The 15,173-nt window shown below is 61.9% G+C and carries 14 protein-coding genes; 7 read left to right on the top strand and 7 right to left on the bottom strand.

Features of this window, described 5'->3' with window-relative positions:
* Positions 1-26: 26 nt before the first annotated feature.
* Positions 27-920 carry a ParB/RepB/Spo0J family partition protein gene (locus AC5STI_RS13645; RefSeq protein WP_495447054.1) on the top strand — a complete coding sequence of 298 codons (894 nt, stop codon included), beginning with the start codon at positions 27-29 and terminating at the stop codon, positions 918-920.
* Here AC5STI_RS13645 and AC5STI_RS13640 read toward each other — a convergent pair.
* The 4 genes from AC5STI_RS13640 to rph are packed head-to-tail and all read right to left on the bottom strand — an operon-like array spanning position 910 to position 3,739.
* Positions 910-1,263 carry a YbaN family protein gene (locus AC5STI_RS13640; protein WP_495447053.1) on the bottom strand — a complete coding sequence of 118 codons (354 nt, stop codon included), beginning with the start codon at positions 1,261-1,263 and terminating at the stop codon, positions 910-912. The genes AC5STI_RS13645 and AC5STI_RS13640 overlap by 11 nt on opposite strands.
* 4 nt (positions 1,264-1,267) lie before the next feature.
* The gene (gene hemW, locus AC5STI_RS13635; protein WP_495447052.1) at positions 1,268-2,422 is read right to left on the bottom strand and encodes a radical SAM family heme chaperone HemW; all 1,155 of its coding nucleotides are present in this window, start codon (positions 2,420-2,422) and stop codon (positions 1,268-1,270) included.
* Positions 2,415-3,029: an RdgB/HAM1 family non-canonical purine NTP pyrophosphatase gene (rdgB, locus tag AC5STI_RS13630; RefSeq protein WP_495447051.1), complete on the bottom strand. Its 615-nt coding sequence runs from the start codon at positions 3,027-3,029 to the stop codon at positions 2,415-2,417. Before rdgB ends, hemW begins: the two co-directional genes overlap by 8 nt.
* Positions 3,026-3,739: a ribonuclease PH gene (gene rph, locus AC5STI_RS13625; protein WP_495447050.1), complete on the bottom strand. Its 714-nt coding sequence runs from the start codon at positions 3,737-3,739 to the stop codon at positions 3,026-3,028. Before rph ends, rdgB begins: the two co-directional genes overlap by 4 nt.
* Before the next feature lie 143 nt (positions 3,740-3,882).
* On the opposite strand from rph, the gene hrcA reads away from it, so the two are divergent.
* Together hrcA and AC5STI_RS13615 are read left to right on the top strand one after the other, a co-directional pair.
* Positions 3,883-4,947, top strand: coding sequence for a heat-inducible transcriptional repressor HrcA (hrcA, locus tag AC5STI_RS13620; protein ID WP_495447049.1), 1,065 nt, complete (start codon positions 3,883-3,885; stop codon positions 4,945-4,947).
* Between the two features lie 9 nt (positions 4,948-4,956).
* A complete protein-coding gene (locus tag AC5STI_RS13615) occupies positions 4,957-5,520 on the top strand; it encodes a nucleotide exchange factor GrpE (protein ID WP_495447048.1) in 564 nt (187 codons plus the stop codon).
* 87 nt (positions 5,521-5,607) lie between these two features.
* Here AC5STI_RS13615 and mutS read toward each other — a convergent pair whose 3' ends face one another.
* Both mutS and AC5STI_RS13605 read right to left on the bottom strand, forming a co-directional pair.
* Positions 5,608-8,238 (bottom strand): DNA mismatch repair protein MutS, encoded by a 2,631-nt coding sequence (gene mutS / locus AC5STI_RS13610; protein WP_495447047.1) that lies wholly within the window; start codon positions 8,236-8,238, stop codon positions 5,608-5,610.
* Positions 8,239-8,340: 102 nt separating this feature from the next.
* Positions 8,341-9,174 carry a flagellin gene (locus tag AC5STI_RS13605; protein WP_495447046.1) on the bottom strand — a complete coding sequence of 278 codons (834 nt, stop codon included), beginning with the start codon at positions 9,172-9,174 and terminating at the stop codon, positions 8,341-8,343.
* Positions 9,175-9,478: 304 nt separating this feature from the next.
* Between AC5STI_RS13605 and AC5STI_RS13600 the strand changes: the two genes are divergently transcribed.
* Positions 9,479-11,734, top strand: a complete 2,256-nt coding sequence (locus AC5STI_RS13600) for an NADP-dependent malic enzyme (protein ID WP_490397835.1) — start codon at positions 9,479-9,481, stop codon at positions 11,732-11,734.
* Between the two features lie 6 nt (positions 11,735-11,740).
* On the top strand, positions 11,741-12,613 hold the full coding sequence (locus AC5STI_RS13595) for a ribokinase (protein WP_495447045.1): 873 nt from the start codon (positions 11,741-11,743) through the stop codon (positions 12,611-12,613).
* A gap of 76 nt (positions 12,614-12,689) precedes the next feature.
* Here AC5STI_RS13595 and msrA read toward each other — a convergent pair whose 3' ends face one another.
* The gene (gene msrA / locus AC5STI_RS13590; protein WP_495447044.1) at positions 12,690-13,355 is read right to left on the bottom strand and encodes a peptide-methionine (S)-S-oxide reductase MsrA; all 666 of its coding nucleotides are present in this window, start codon (positions 13,353-13,355) and stop codon (positions 12,690-12,692) included.
* 149 nt (positions 13,356-13,504) lie between these two features.
* Between msrA and AC5STI_RS13585 the strand changes: the two genes are divergently transcribed.
* Both AC5STI_RS13585 and AC5STI_RS13580 read left to right on the top strand, forming a co-directional pair.
* Positions 13,505-14,413: a D-amino acid aminotransferase gene (locus AC5STI_RS13585; RefSeq protein ID WP_495447043.1), complete on the top strand. Its 909-nt coding sequence runs from the start codon at positions 13,505-13,507 to the stop codon at positions 14,411-14,413.
* Positions 14,413-15,126, top strand: a complete 714-nt coding sequence (locus AC5STI_RS13580; RefSeq protein WP_495447042.1) for a sulfotransferase-like domain-containing protein — start codon at positions 14,413-14,415, stop codon at positions 15,124-15,126. Before AC5STI_RS13585 ends, AC5STI_RS13580 begins: the two co-directional genes overlap by 1 nt.
* Positions 15,127-15,173 lie beyond the last annotated feature (47 nt).

Below are 15,173 nucleotides of genomic sequence, written 5' to 3'. Positions count from 1 at the left end.
ATGCAGAACAAGAACCGGAGGCAACCATGGCAGACAAAAAGACGAAACCGCGCGGGCTGGGCCGGGGATTGTCGGCGTTGATGGCAGATGTGAACCCTGCACCGGTGAGCACCCAGACGGAAGCTCCCCGGAATGCAGAAGTGCTGGTGCCGATCGAAAAGATCGTTGCCAACCCGAACCAGCCCCGCCGGCAGTTTCTGCAGGAAGACCTGGATGACCTGACCGCGTCTATCAAGGAAAAGGGCGTTCTGCAGCCGCTGATCGTGCGGCCGAAGGCCGGCGGTGTTTACGAAATCGTGGCCGGCGAACGTCGCTGGCGTGCTTCGCAAGCAGCGCAGCTGCATGAAGTTCCGGTGCTGATCCGCGAGTATTCGGACCTTGAGATGATGGAAGTTGCCATCATCGAAAACATCCAGCGTTCGGATCTGAACGCGATGGAAGAGGCACAGAGCTACAAGCAGCTGATGGAGAAGTTCGGCCACACCCAGGAGAAGATGGCGGAGGCGCTTGGGAAAAGCCGCAGCCACATTGCCAACTTGGTGCGCCTGCTGCACCTTCCTGACGATGTTCAGATCCTGGTGCAAGAGCGCAAGCTGTCGGCAGGGCACGCCCGGGCGCTGATCACCTCGGATAATGCTTCTGACCTGGCGCGGAAAATTGTGAAGGGCGGGCTGTCGGTTCGCGCGACCGAAGCCTTGGTTAAAAAGGACGCTGCCGGGATCCGTCCCGCGCCGGCCAAGAAGGCAAAGCCAGGCGGGGAGAAAGATGCAGACACGCGTGCCCTGGAAGGCGATCTGTCGGCAATGCTGAAGATGAAGGTCTCAATCGATCACAAGCCGGGCGGTGAAGCTGGTTCTGTGACGATCAGCTATGAAAACCTGGATCAGCTGGATGAACTGTGCAATCTGCTCAGCCGTTAGGCCGGGTCCAGATAAAGGCCAGCACAGCCGTGAGCACCACTGCCTGAATGCCCAAAACATGTCCGGGCGCGCCAAGCAGAAGCGAAATACCAAAGACGGCGGCGATCGAAACGGTTGCCGCCTTTTTTGCGCCCGGCCGGATGGCGCCGTGTTCGCGCCAGTCCATGATCATCGGGCCAAACACATTGTGGGCGACGATCCAGTTGTGCAGCCGCTCGGAAGAATTGGCAAAGAAGAATGCAGCGAGCAGGAGGAAGGGCACGGTTGGAAGCAGGGGGAGCACAATTCCAATAGCCGCCAAGGCGACGCAGCAAAGTCCCAAGCCGGCATAAAGGAAACGCATTGCCTCAATCCATTAACAGTTCTCGGAGCACCGCATTCAGAACGGCGCGCCCTTGATTGGTCGCACGAAGTCTCTGATCAGAGATAGTTACCATGCCCAAGTCTGCAAGATCCGCGAGCTTGCTTTGCGGAAGGGTACGGCCGGAAATCTGGGTATAGCGTACCATATCCAGACCTTCTGTCAGGCGCATCCCCATCATCAGGTATTCTGCCGCAGCATCTTCCTGCGATAGGGACTCCCGCAGGGATTCTCCGTTGCCCTTGTTTACGGCCTCCAGCCAGGCGCCAGGGGTGAGGTGGGTTTCGGTGGCATAGCGGATGCCGTTCAAAGTCAGGCGTCCGTGCGCGCCGGGGCCGATACCGGGATAGTCGCCATAACGCCAGTAGATCAGGTTGTGGCGGGACTCTGCGCCTGGCTTTGCGTGGTTTGATATCTCGTAGCCGGCCATGCCGTGCGCTGCAGTAATCTCCTGAGTGGCCAGGTACATATCGGCTGCGGTGTCATCTTCCGGCAGGCCGCGCAGTTTGCCCCGGGCGTAGCGGTCGCCGAAGGCGGTGCCGTCTTCGATGGTGAGCTGATAGAGCGAGAGGTGGTCGATCGCCATGGACAGCGCCTCATTCAGCTCCGTTTTCCAGGCCGCAAGGGTTTGGCCCTGGCGGGCGTAGATCAGGTCAAAGCTGACGCGGTCAAAACAATTGCGGGCGATGTCGAAGGCGGCCTTGGCTTCAGCGACACTATGGATGCGGCCGAGCCGGCGCAGGTCCTCGTCGTTCAGAGCCTGAATGCCCATGGAGATCCTGTTGACCCCAGCATCGCGGTATCCGGCAAACCGGCCGGCCTCGACGGAGCCCGGATTCGCCTCCAGAGAAATCTCCAAATCATTGGCAAAGGGCCAGATTTCACGTGCCCGTTCGATAACGGCGGCAACGGTTTCCGGCTGCATCAGTGAGGGTGTGCCGCCGCCAAAGAAGATCGTGTTGAGCACTCGGCCGGAGAGCTGTTCCGAGAGTCTGTCGAGTTCAGCCAAGTAGGCTCTAACCCATAATTTCTGGTCTATTCTTGCGGAGACATGACTGTTGAAGTCGCAATAGGGGCATTTGGCCTGGCAAAACGGCCAGTGCACGTATAGGCCAAAGCCCCCATTGCGCCAGTCATCCACTGAAACAGCCCTGCACGAATTGGGCCAGCGCTTTGCCGCGGTGGCTGATCTTGTTCTTCTCCGCCGGGTCCATCTCGGCGCAAGTGATGCTGTAACCGTCCGGCTGGAACATCGGGTCATAGCCAAAACCATGCTCACCGCGGATCGGCCAGACCAGCTGGCCCGGCATCACGCCTTCGAACACCTCGTCATGCCCGTCGGGCCAGGCGATGACCAGGGTGCAGCGGAACTGGGCGGTGCGGGGCGCGTTGGCGCCGGCTGCGGCCAGCTCGTCATTGGCGCGGGTCATCGCCATCTTGAAGTCACGGCCGTTAGGAGTCTCTGCCCAGTCGGCGGTATAAACGCCGGGGGCGCCATTCAGTGCGTCGATGGTGATGCCGGAGTCATCGGACAGGGCAGGGAGACCGGTGGCCTCGGCGGCAGCATGGGCCTTGATCCGGGCATTGCCGACGAAGGTATCCTCAGTCTCTTCCGGTTCCGGAAGGTCCATTTCGCCGGCGCCGATCACCGTCACGCCGTAGGGCGCGAGGATCTCGGCAATCTCGTTCAGCTTGCCCTTGTTGTGGGTGGCGACAAGCAGCTTGCCGCCTTCCAGTTTGCGGGTCATTTGGACGCGGCCTTCTGCATTTCTGCGAGCTCAACGGTGCCTTTAGAGGCAAGGTCCATCAACTGGTTCATCTGATCACGGGAGAAGACGGAACCTTCGGCCGACATCTGCACCTCGATCAGCTTGCCGGAGCCGGTCATGATAAAGTTGCCGTCGACGCCTGCCTCGGAATCCTCAGGATAATCCAGGTCCAATACCGGCTGGCCGGCATAGATACCGCAAGATACGGCAGAGACCGGGTCCATCAGCGGGTCGATCTGAACATCGCCGGCCTTCATCAGTTTGTTGACCGCAAGGCGCAGCGCGACCCAGCCGCCGGTGATCGAGGCACAGCGGGTGCCGCCATCGGCCTGCAGCACGTCGCAGTCGACAGTGATCTGGCGTTCGCCCAGGGCAACCCGGTCGACGCCGGCCCGCAGGGCACGGCCGATCAGGCGCTGGATTTCCACAGTGCGGCCGCCCTGCTTGCCCGAGGAGGCTTCGCGGCGCATCCGGGTGTTGGTAGCGCGCGGCAGCATGCCGTATTCGGCGGTGACCCAGCCCAGGCCGGTGCCCTTGATGAAGGGCGGAACGCGGTCTTCGATGGTGGCGGTGCACAGGACGTGGGTGTCGCCAACCTTGATCAGGCAGGAGCCCTCGGCGTGTTTGGTGAAGCCGGTCTCAATCGACACGGGGCGCATTTCGTTCAGTTCTCGTCCTGAGGGTCGCATGGCACATCCTTTGTTAGCTGGCTTGGGGATATCCCCCGGACGCGGGGCTATGCAAGCCCGATTGACCTTTTGACACTCTGCTCTTTAATGACATCCGGGTAGCGGGTTCCTATGTTTAAACCGTAAGAAATGCTGGACGAACGATGAGCAATCCGAACAACATTCTGGAGGACTTGAACGACCGCTCCCGGGAGGTGTTCCGGGCTGTGGTCGAAAGCTATCTGGAAAGCGGCGATCCGGTGGGCAGCCGCACGCTGACACGGTCGCTGAGCGAAAAGGTGAGCGCCGCGACAGTCCGCAATGTGATGCAGGATCTGGAGTTTCTGGGGCTGCTGGACAGTCCGCATGTCAGCGCCGGCAGAGTGCCGACGCAGCTGGGCTTGCGGATGTTTGTCGACGGTCTGCTGGAAGTTGGCGATCTCAATGTCAAAGACCGCGAGAAGATCGACGCGACGCTGGGCCGGAATGCCGGTGATGTGGGCGGGATGCTGGACCGGGTCGGAGCCGCACTCTCGGGGGTGACGCAGGGCGCGTCGCTGGTGCTGACGCCCAAGCACGAGGCCGAGATTCGCCATATCGAGTTTGTCTCGCTGGCGCATGACCGGGCGCTGGTTGTTCTGGTGTTTTCCGACGGTCATGTGGAAAACCGGCTGTTTTCCCCGCCGCCGGGGCAGACACCCAGCTCAATGCGGGAGGCGGCGAATTTCCTGAACGCACTGATTGAGGGCAAGACCCTGAGCGAAGTGCAGCGGCAGATGCAAAAAGAGATCGCGGCACGGCGGCAGGAAATCGACAGCCTTGCACACGCCATGATTGAAAGCGGCCTGGCCGTTTGGGAGGATGACGGCAGCGAGCAGGCCCGGCTGATCGTGCGCGGCCGGGCGAATCTGCTGGCGGAGCCTGGTGCAGCGGAGGAGCTGGAGCGGATCCGGACCTTGTTTGACGATCTGGAGCGCAAGCGCGATATCGCCGAATTTCTGGAACTGACCGAGGACGGCGAGGGTGTGCGCATTTTTATCGGCTCGGAGAACAAACTTTTCTCACTTTCGGGTTCCTCTTTGGTGGTGTCTCCCTATATGAACGCGGATCGGAAGATAATCGGCGCGGTGGGGGTGATCGGCCCGACGCGCCTGAACTACGGACGGATCGTGCCGATTGTGGACTATACGGCACAACTGGTCGGCAAGCTGTTGTCGGACCGGAGTTAGAGGTGAAAAATGGCAGAGCTCAAGAACGAAGACTTTCTGGATGACATCGCCGATGCCGAAGCTGAGGAGCTTGCGGCGCAGACCGAAGAAATTGATGACGATGCGCTGGAGATCGACGCGCTGCGGGCCGAGCGGGACGAGTTGAAGGACCGGTTCATGCGGGCGCTGGCGGATGCGGAAAACGCCCGCAAGCGTGGCGACAAGGCCCGCCGCGAGGCAGAGCAGTACGGCGGCTCAAAACTGGCCCGCGATATGCTGCCGGTCTACGACAACATGAAACGTGCGATCGAAGCCGCGACCGACGAGCAGCGCGAGGTTTCTGCGGCGCTGATCGAGGGTGTTGAACTGACCATGCGCTCGCTGCTGGGCGTGTTCGAAAAGCACGGCATCCGGATTGTCTCGCCTGAGGTTGGCGACAAGTTCGACCCGCAGGTGCATGAAGCAATGTTCGAGGCGCCGGTGCCGGGCACCAAAGCGGGCGACATCATTCAGGTCTCCGCAGAGGGCTTCATGCTGCACGACCGCCTGCTGCGGGCGGCGCAGGTTGGCGTGTCGTCGACTCCGGCCAGCTGATGAACAGGCCCTGGCGGGCCTGTGCCTCCGGCGGGAGTACTTTTTGGAAAGATGAAAGGGCGGGTCCGTTTGGATCCGCCCTTTGCCTTATTCCGCAGCCTCTTTCAGTTTGTAGAGCATCTCCAGCGCTTCCCGCGGGGAGAGGTCGTCCGGATGGATGCTGGCCAGAAGCTCCTCGGCGGCTGAGGGGCTAGACGGTGCCTTGGGCTGCGGCGGCGGGGCGGCTGCAAAGAGGGGCAGGTCGTCGATCTGGATCTTGGACCCGCCCTCGCGGCTGCCTTGCTCCAGCATGTCGAGCACGTCGCGCGCACGGGCAACAACGGACGCGGGGAGGCCAGCAAGCTGGGCTACTTGGACGCCATAAGACCGGTCAGCAGCACCTTTACGCACCTCGTGCAGGAAGATCACTTCGCCCTCCCATTCCTTGACCGCGACTGTGGCGTTGTCGACGCCGTCCAGCTTGGCGGCGAGCTGCGTCAGCTCGTGGTAATGTGTGGCAAACAGCGCGCGCGAGCGGTTCACCTCATGGAGGTGTTCCAGCGTAGCCCAAGCGATGGAGAGGCCGTCGTAGGTGGCAGTGCCGCGGCCGATTTCATCGAGAATGACCAGCGCCCGGTCGTCTGCCTGGTTGAGGATGGCAGCGGTTTCGACCATTTCCACCATGAAGGTGGAGCGGCCGCGGGCCAGGTCGTCGGACGCACCAACGCGGCTGAACAGCTGGCTGACGATGCCGATATGGGCGTTTTCCGCGGGCACATAGCTGCCCATTTGGGCGAGCAGGGCGATCAGCGCGTTTTGGCGCAGGAAGGTCGATTTACCGGCCATGTTCGGACCGGTCAGCAGCCAGACCGCCGCGCCGTCCTGTGCCGTGAGATCGCAGTCGTTGGCCACAAAGGTCTCGCCGCCCTGCTGGCGCAGGGCCTGTTCCACGACCGGGTGGCGGCCGCCTTCCACGTGGAACGAACGGCTGTTGTCGACCTTGGGCCGGGTCCAGTTTTCGCCGCAGGCCAGATCGGCGAGGCCTGTGAGCAGGTCCAGTTCCGCCAGTCCGCGAGCGGCGGTGTTGAGGCGGGCCGCGGCGTCCAGAATGGCGCCAGAAAGCCTTGCATAGAGCCGCTTTTCGATCTCTAGAGCCAGATTGCCGGCGTTCAGGATGCGGGTTTCGATCTCGCTCAGCTCCACCGTGGTGAAGCGCACCTGGTTAGCGGTGGTCTGGCGGTGGATGTAGGTCTCATTCAGCGGCGGCGACATCATCTTGTCCGCGTGGGTCGCGGTGGTTTCAATGAAATAGCCCAGCACGTTGTTGTGCTTGATCTTCAGCGAGGAGACGCCGGTGTGCTCCGCGTATTTCTGCTGCATGGACGCGATGACCGAGCGGCCTTCGTCACGCAGAGTGCGGGCCTCGTCCAGTTCCGGGTCATATCCGGCGGCGATGAAGCCGCCATCACGGGTCAGCAGCGGCGGTTCGGCGACAAGGGCCGCGTCGAGGAGGGAGAGCAGATCGTCGAATCCCTGGAGATCCGAGATCGCTCGGGCCATCAGTGCCGGAAGCTCCTTGCCGCTGCAGAGTTCCGCAATCACCTCCGCTTGCGACAGACCGTTTCGGATCGCGGCCAGGTCGCGCGGGCCGCCGCGCTCCAGCGCGAGGCGGGATAGCGCCCGGTCCAGGTCCGGCGTCTTCCGCAAGGCGGCGCGCAGGTCCTCGGCAGTCTGCGTGTGCTCGACCGCAAAGTCCAGGGCCGCCAGGCGCTGATGGATGGTGTCCAGATTGCGCGACGGGCTGGAGAGGCGTTGTTCCAGCAGCCGGGCGCCGCCGGGGGTTACAGTCCGGTCCACAACTGACAGCAGCGAGCCGGCGCGGCCGCCGGACAGCGAGCGGGTCAACTCCAAGTTGCGGCGGGTGGCGGCGTCGATCTGCACCACCCGGTCCTGCGCTTCCTGCTGCGGAGGCTGCAACAGCGGCAGTTTGCCCTTCTGGGTGATCTCCAGATAGTCGATCAGCGCCCCCATCGCCGAGACTTCGGCGCGGGTGAAGGTGCCGAAACCGTCCAGCGCACTGACGTTGAAGAGGCCGCAGATGCGTTTCTCAGCTGCGGTGCTGTCAAAGCTCGCCTTGCCCAGAGGGGTAAGCGGGATCTTGTATTCATCGGCCAGCGGGCGGGCGGCCTCATAGGCGGGGCCATCGGCGACGATCAGTTCAGAAGGCGCCAGGCGCGCCAGTTCCGGCGACAGGCGGACCCGCGCAACCGGCATCACGTGGAATGCGCCGGTGGAAATGTCGGCCCAAGCAAGCGCGGCCTCATCCCGGAGTTCGGAATAGGAGACGAGGAAATTGTGGCGGCGCGCCTCCAGCAGGGAATCCTCGGTCAGAGTGCCGGGGGTCACCAGCCGCACCACGTCGCGTTTCACCACCGATTTGGATCCGCGCTTCTTGGCCTCGGCCGGGCTTTCCAGCTGTTCTCCCACCGCGACACGGAAGCCTTTGCGGATCAGCGTCAGCAGGTAGCCTTCGGCGGCATGGACCGGCACGCCGCACATCGGAATGTCTTCGCCATTGTGCTTGCCGCGTTTTGTCAGCGCGATATCCAGAGCCTCTGCCGCATTCACGGCGTCCTCAAAGAACATCTCGTAGAAGTCGCCCATCCGGTAAAAGAGAAGCGCGTCCGGATGCGCTGCCTTAATCTCCAGATACTGCGCCATCATGGGCGTTACGGTCATGAAAAGTCCCCCGGGGTCGTCTTTGCCAGACATCTACAATGGGGGCGGTGCGAGGAAAACCCGGATGTGGCTGCCGCCGGGAACGCCGGCGGCAGCCTGCTGTCAGTAGAGGTTGCGCAGCGTGTCAGGCATCGTGTTGACGATGGACAGCGACAAGGTGCTCAGCTGCTGCTGTGCCTGCAGCGCCAGGAGCTTTGTTGCCGCTTCCTCCATATTGGTGTCGATCATCGAGCTCACGCCTTGGGTAATTGAATCCGACATCTTGCTGACGAAATTCCCCTGTTCCGCAAGCTGGTTGGCGCTGGCGCCCAAGGCGGCGGAACTGTCGCTGGCGTAGGACAGAAAGCCTTCGATCTCTCCCAGGGCCGTGAGCGCGCTGGCGCTGTCGGTGATAGCGGTGCGGTTGGCGAGGTCGAACTGCGGGCTGCCTTCGAAGTCCACGCCGTCGGCGCTGAGCGTTGACAGACCGCCAGTTCCGGAGAGTCCGGACGCAACGGTCAGAGAGGTGCCGCCGGCGCCGTCGACGTCCGTTTTCAGCAGGTTCACTCCGTTGAAGCCGGAGGCGGAGATGATCGAATTGATCTTCTCGGTCTTCTTCGCCATGGCCGCTTCGAACTTGCTGAAGTCACCAATGCCGCTGCTGGCCATCACTGCCAGCGACCGCATCTCGGTCAGGGTTTCGGTGATTTGCTCCGCCCCGGCGGAGGCGACCGCCACGGTGGCTTCGCCCATCGACAGGGAGTCGGAGACTGACCGCAACCCTGAGATATCCGAGTTCATCAGCTCGGAAATCGCCCAGAGAGCGGCATTGTCCTGGGCGGTATTGACGTCGCGGCCGGTGGATATGCTGTCTTGGACGGTGTTGAGCTGGGTGTTGACGCCACCCAACGTCTGCAAGGCAACCATAGCACCGGAATTGTTGTGGAAACTTATCATTCCGCAATGTTCCTTTTCTTGATCCGAAAGCCCGGAGTACGGGCGGACTGCCGTCCTTCTGACGAGTGCTTTCCTGGCTATTAGAGACGAGCCGCAGCGCCACCTGACAGGCAGGTGCGGGTTAATGCTTATTAAGAAAATACAGCATCCGAAGGTCTGCTTTAAGGCGAAAACCTGACGGTATTTATCGCCTTTTAGCCGCATTTATCTCAATTCTGGCTATACAGATTCTTGAAACCCCGGATTGAGGGGCGCGGTGGGCTGGGATAAGACGGTCCGCGACGAGGAGAGGACAAGAGATTAAATGCCCAAGAACAAGATCACCGACGAGGAAGCCCTGGCGTTCCACCTGGAGCCGTCTCCGGGTAAATGGGAGATCAATGCTACCGTCCCGATGACCACGCAGCGGGATCTGTCGCTGGCTTACTCCCCCGGCGTAGCAGTGCCTTGCGAGGCGATCGCGGAAAACCCTGAAACTGTCTATGACTACACCAACAAGGGCAACCTGGTGGCGGTGATCTCCAACGGCACCGCGGTGCTGGGCCTGGGCAATCTGGGCGCGCTGGGGTCCAAGCCGGTGATGGAAGGCAAATCGGTCCTCTTCAAACGCTTTGCCGATGTGAACTCGATAGACATCGAACTGGACACCGAAGATCCGGACAAGTTCATCGAGGCGGTCAAGCTGATGGGGCCGACCTTTGGCGGCATCAACCTGGAAGACATCAAGGCGCCGGAATGCTTCATCATCGAGCAGCGCCTGAAGGAAGAGATGGATATCCCCGTCTTCCACGATGACCAGCACGGCACCGCGGTGATCTGCGCAGCCGGCCTGATCAACGCGCTGCATCTGTCAGGCAAGAAGATCGAGGATGTGAAGATCGTCCTCAACGGTGCCGGCGCTGCTGGCATCGCCTGTATCGAGCTGCTGAAAGCGATGGGCGCGCGGCATGAAAACTGCATCGCCTGCGACACCAAGGGCGTGATCTACCAGGGCCGCACCGAGGGCATGAACCAGTGGAAATCGGCCCATGCAATCCAGACCGACCTGCGTACACTCGAAGAGGCAATGCGCGGTGCGGACGTTTTCCTGGGCGTTTCGGTCAAGGGCGCCGTGACCCAGGAGATGGTCGCCTCGATGGCCGACAACCCGGTGATCTTCGCGATGGCCAACCCGGATCCGGAGATCACTCCGGAAGAGGCGCATGAAGTTCGGGTGGACGCCATCGTTGCCACCGGCCGCTCAGATTACCCGAACCAGGTCAACAATGTCCTGGGCTTCCCCTACCTGTTCCGCGGCGCGCTGGACATCCATGCCCGCGCTATCAATGACGAGATGAAGATTGCCTGCGCCCACGCGCTGGCCGCCTTGGCGCGCGAGGATGTGCCGGATGAGGTGGCGCTTGCCTATGGCAAGTCGCTGTCCTTCGGGCGTGACTACATCATCCCGACTCCCTTCGACCCGCGCCTGATCCACCGGATCCCTCCGGCGGTGGCCAAGGCTGGCATGGACACCGGCGCCGCCCGCCGCCCGATTGTGGACATGGACGCCTATGAGGTCGGTCTGAAGTCCCGCATGGATCCGACGGCTTCGATCCTGCGCGGGCTGAACGCCCGCGCCCGTTCCGCCCAGTCGCGGATGATCTTTGCCGAGGGTGACGATCCGCGCGCGCTGCGCGCTGCGGTGATGTATCAGCGCTCCGGCTTCGGCAAGGCGCTGGTTGTGGGCCGGCAGGAGGACGTTCGGATCAAGCTGGAAAAAGCTGGTCTTGGCGATGCAGTCCGCGAGCTTGAGGTGGTGAACGCCGCCAACACCCCGCATTTCGAGTTGTACAAGGACTTCCTGTACAACCGCCTGCAGCGCAAGGGCTTCGACCGCAAGGATATCCACCGCCTGGTGGGCCGCGACCGGCATGTGTTCTCCAGCCTGATGCTGGCGCATGGGCATGGCGACGGGCTGGTGACCGGCGCAACCCGCAAGTCCGCGCATGTGCTGGACCGGATCAACCACGTGTTTGACGCAGACGCTGATCACGGCGTTGCCGGCGTGACCGCGCTGCTGCACAAGGGCCGGATCGTGCTGATCGGCGATACGCTGGTGCATGAATGGCCGGATGAGAACCACTTGGCGAATATCGCCGAACGCGCCGCCGTTGTTGCCCGTCACATGGGGCTTGAGCCGCGGGTGGCCTTTGTCAGCTTCTCCACCTTCGGTTATCCGGTGTCGGAACGGGCCGAAAAGATGCATGTCGCTCCCACGGTCCTCGACAAGCGCGGCGTCGACTTCGAATACGAAGGCGAGATGACTGTGGACGTTGCCCTGAATGAGCGCGCGCAGCGGTATTATCCGTTCCAGCGCCTGACCGGCCCGGCCAACATCCTCATCGTGCCGGCCCGCCACTCGGCCTCGATCTCGGTCAAGCTGATGCAGGAAATGGGCGGCGCCACGGTGATCGGCCCGATCCTGTCCGGCATCGACAAGCCGATCCAAATCTGCTCGACCACCTCCACCACCAATGACATTCTGAACATGGCGGTGCTGGCGGCCTGCAACATCGGGTGATCTGATATGGCGATCTGGAACCTCGGTTCAATCAACGCGGACATGGTCTATACCATGCCGCATCTGCCGGCGGCGGGGGAAACCCTGGCCGCCTTGCGCCTTGACCGGTTCCTGGGCGGCAAGGGCGCCAACATGTCCGTTGCCGCCACCCGGGCTGGCAGCGAGGTGCACCACATTGGCGCGGTGGGACCGGACGGGTCTTGGGCGATTGAACGTCTGACGGCATACGGTGCCGGCACGGACCACATTGCCCAAGTGGAGACGCCAACCGGTCATGCCATCATCGCGGTGGAGCCTGACGGCGAAAACCAGATCATCCTGTTCCCGGGTGCCAACCGTGTACTCAACAGCGAACAGCTGGAGCAGGCGCTGGCCCAGGCAAGCGCCGGCGACATTCTGGTGATGCAAAATGAAACCAACCTGCAGGTAGAGGCGGCACAGCTGGGCCGGAAGCTGGGTTTGCGGGTGTGTTATGCCGCGGCCCCGTTTGATGCGGACGCAGTGCAGGCGGTGCTGCCGTATCTGGATTTCCTGATCCTGAATGAGGTGGAAGCCCAGCAGCTGCAGAAGGCTATCGGCAAGACGCCCGGTGAAACCGGCGTTAAGGATGTGATCATTACCCTTGGCTCCAAGGGCGCACGCCACATCGACGGTGAAACAGGCGCCGTTCTGGACGTGCCTGCGCTGCCGGTCACTGCGGTCGACACCACTGGGGCCGGCGACACCTTCACCGGCTATGTCCTGTCAGGTCTGGACCGGGGGCTGCCGATGGCAGAGGCAATGGAGCAGGCCAGCCGCGCAGCGGCGCTGATGGTCACCCGCCATGGCACTGCGGATGTGATCCCGGAGCTTGCAGAGGTTCAAGCCGCCCGTTTCTGATCCGGGCGGCCTGGTTCTTACTTGGTGCAATTCCTCTTCGGGAAATGGCTGTCAGGCCAAGAGGGCAGGCTCTGCCCTAATGCCCCTTGGCAAAAGGCGCCTCGCTGCCCCACAGCTGCGCCACCCTTGCGTCCCGGCCGCAGGCTTGGCGGTAACGCTTGTAGGCAGCCGCCTGCCGCTTGGGTCCAAACCGGGTAAATACCAGGCTGTTACCCTTGTAATAATCCTGGTGATAATCCTCGGCCTTGTAGAAGGTCTTTGCCGGCAGAACCGGTGTCACGATCTTTTGGCCCAACGCCTTCTGCGCCTCAGATTTTATCCTGTCGGCCAAGGCTGTTTCTGCCTTGTTAGAGACAAAAACCGCAGTCCGGTAACTCTCACCGCGGTCGCAGAACTGGCCGCCTGCGTCTGTCGGATCAACCGAGCGGAAGAACATCTCCAGCAGTCTCTCCCGGGACACTTTTGACGGGTCAAAGATGATCTGCACCGCCTCGTAATGGCCGCTGCCGCCGCGGGTCACGTCCTTGTAGGTCGGGTTCGCCACCTTGCCGCCAGTGTAACCTGAAACGGCCTCGACCACCCCCGGCACGCTTTCAAAATCGCTTTCCACACACCAGAAACAGCCGCCGGCGACGGTGAGGACTTCAGTGGACTGGGCCTGCAGCGGATTGGTTTGCGCTGCGGTGCCGATGGCAATCAGGCCCGCCAGAGCCAAAGGTTTCAGTTTTTCCAGAACACGCATCTCTGCCTCCATCCTGTTTTGATGCCACCCTGCCGGCTGATGCCGCGCCTCTCAACCCGGAAGGCGGGGTCCTCACAAACAGGTGACAGCAAGTTACCGCTTGGAAATTGGATCCAATCTTACTAACGTGCCGCCAGCAGGAGGATTCCATGACCAAAAAGATGAGCACTCACCAAGCCGAAGAAGATCAGCGCAACGAGGAGATCCTGATCTATCTGAACAGCGAAATCGTTCCCAAGGCCGAGGCCAAGGTGAGCGTATATGACAGCGGCTTCATGCTGGGCGATGGCGTATGGGAGGGGCTGCGCCTGTACAACGGCACCTGGGCCTTCATGGACGAGCATCTGGACCGGTTGTTCGAGGCGGCCAAGGCCATTGATCTGGATATCGGCCTCGACCGGGAAGGGGTCGAAACCGCCTTGTTAGAGACACAAAAGGCCAATGGCATGACAACGGATGCTCATGCCCGGCTGATGGTGACGCGGGGCGTGAAGACGCGGCCGTTCCAGCATCCCTCCCTGTCACGGCAGGGGCCGACCATGACCATCATCATGGAGCACTCGCGCCCCAACCTGCCGCGCCCGATCAAGCTGGCGACGGTGCCGCATGTCCGCGGGTTGCCGATGACGCAGGACCCCAAGCTGAATTCCCATTCAAAGCTGAACTGCATTCTCGCCTGTATCGCGGCGGAGAAAGCGGGTGCGGATGAAGCGCTGATGCTGGACGTGAACGGTTTTGTGAACACCACCAACGCCTGCAATTTCTTCATCGTGCGGAAGGGTGAGGTTTGGACCTCCACCGGAGACTATTGCATGAACGGGATCACCCGGCAGAAAGTGGTCGATCTGTGCCGCGAAAACGGTATCCCAGTGTATGAGCGCAATTACTCGCTGGTCGACACTTACGGTGCGGATGAAGCCTTTCTCACCGGCACCTTCGGCGCGCAGACCCCGGTGGGGGAGATTGACGGGCGGCAGATCGGCAGCGGACAGATGGGGCCCGTGACCGAGCGCATCCGGGACCTCTACAAGCACCTGATTGAAAAGGAGTGTGCGTAATGCGGATTGCTATGTGGTCAGGACCGCGGAACCTGTCGACCGCGATGATGTATGCCTTTGGCAACCGCGGCGATTGCGCGGTGGTGGATGAACCGTTTTATGCCGCCTATCTGGCGATGACCGGTCTCGACCATCCGATGCGGAGCGAGATTTTGGAGAGCCAGCCGCAGGATCCCGAAACGGTGGCGCAAGCGCTGCTGGGGCCGGTGCCAGGGGCCAAGCCGTACTACTACCAGAAACACATGACCCAGCACATTATTCCAGGCGTGCCCCGGGACTGGATGCGTGAGGCGGTCAATGTCTTTCTGATCCGCCATCCGGCGCGGGTGATCGCCTCTTATGCCGCGAAGCGGGAGAACCCGACGCTGGAGGATATCGGTTTCCGCCAGCAGGCAGAGCTATTTGAAATGGTGCGCGGCTGGGGGCAGACGCCGGTGGTGGTGGACAGCCATGATATCCGTGCGGACCCTGCCGCCAAGCTGGAACAGCTGTGCGAGGCGATCGGCATTCCCTATTCCCCGAAGATGCTGAGCTGGCCCAAGGGCGGGCACAAGGATGACGGCGTCTGGGCCGAGCATTGGTATGGCGCGGTCTGGAATTCGACCGGGTTTGCCGGCGCCGAAGGTCCGCTGCCGGACGTGCCGGACGCGCTGCAGCCCATGCTGCAGGCGGCAATGCCCTATTACGAGCAGATGAAGGCCGTGAAGATCTGATGCGGTGAGGGGGCGTTGCCCCCTCGCGCCTGCGGCGCTCACCCCCA

It is taken from the genome of Leisingera sp. CC-HEC096, assembly GCF_059429235.1.
This window is presented reverse-complemented; position numbering and strand designations above follow the sequence as displayed.

Excerpts from the sequence above, each read along its gene's own strand:
- AC5STI_RS13645 (WP_495447054.1), top strand. The coding sequence starts at position 27 with ATGGCAGACAAAAAGACGAAACCGCGCGGGCTGGGCCGGGGATTGTCG.
- AC5STI_RS13640 (WP_495447053.1), bottom strand. The coding sequence starts at position 1,263 with ATGCGTTTCCTTTATGCCGGCTTGGGACTTTGCTGCGTCGCCTTGGCG.
- rdgB (WP_495447051.1), bottom strand. The coding sequence starts at position 3,029 with ATGACCCGCAAACTGGAAGGCGGCAAGCTGCTTGTCGCCACCCACAAC.
- rph (WP_495447050.1), bottom strand. The coding sequence starts at position 3,739 with ATGCGACCCTCAGGACGAGAACTGAACGAAATGCGCCCCGTGTCGATT.
- hrcA (WP_495447049.1), top strand. The coding sequence starts at position 3,883 with ATGAGCAATCCGAACAACATTCTGGAGGACTTGAACGACCGCTCCCGG.
- AC5STI_RS13615 (WP_495447048.1), top strand. The coding sequence starts at position 4,957 with ATGGCAGAGCTCAAGAACGAAGACTTTCTGGATGACATCGCCGATGCC.
- mutS (WP_495447047.1), bottom strand. The coding sequence starts at position 8,238 with ATGACCGTAACGCCCATGATGGCGCAGTATCTGGAGATTAAGGCAGCG.
- AC5STI_RS13605 (WP_495447046.1), bottom strand. The coding sequence starts at position 9,174 with ATGATAAGTTTCCACAACAATTCCGGTGCTATGGTTGCCTTGCAGACG.
- AC5STI_RS13600 (WP_490397835.1), top strand. The coding sequence starts at position 9,479 with ATGCCCAAGAACAAGATCACCGACGAGGAAGCCCTGGCGTTCCACCTG.
- AC5STI_RS13595 (WP_495447045.1), top strand. The coding sequence starts at position 11,741 with ATGGCGATCTGGAACCTCGGTTCAATCAACGCGGACATGGTCTATACC.
- msrA (WP_495447044.1), bottom strand. The coding sequence starts at position 13,355 with ATGCGTGTTCTGGAAAAACTGAAACCTTTGGCTCTGGCGGGCCTGATT.
- AC5STI_RS13585 (WP_495447043.1), top strand. The coding sequence starts at position 13,505 with ATGACCAAAAAGATGAGCACTCACCAAGCCGAAGAAGATCAGCGCAAC.
- AC5STI_RS13580 (WP_495447042.1), top strand. The coding sequence starts at position 14,413 with ATGCGGATTGCTATGTGGTCAGGACCGCGGAACCTGTCGACCGCGATG.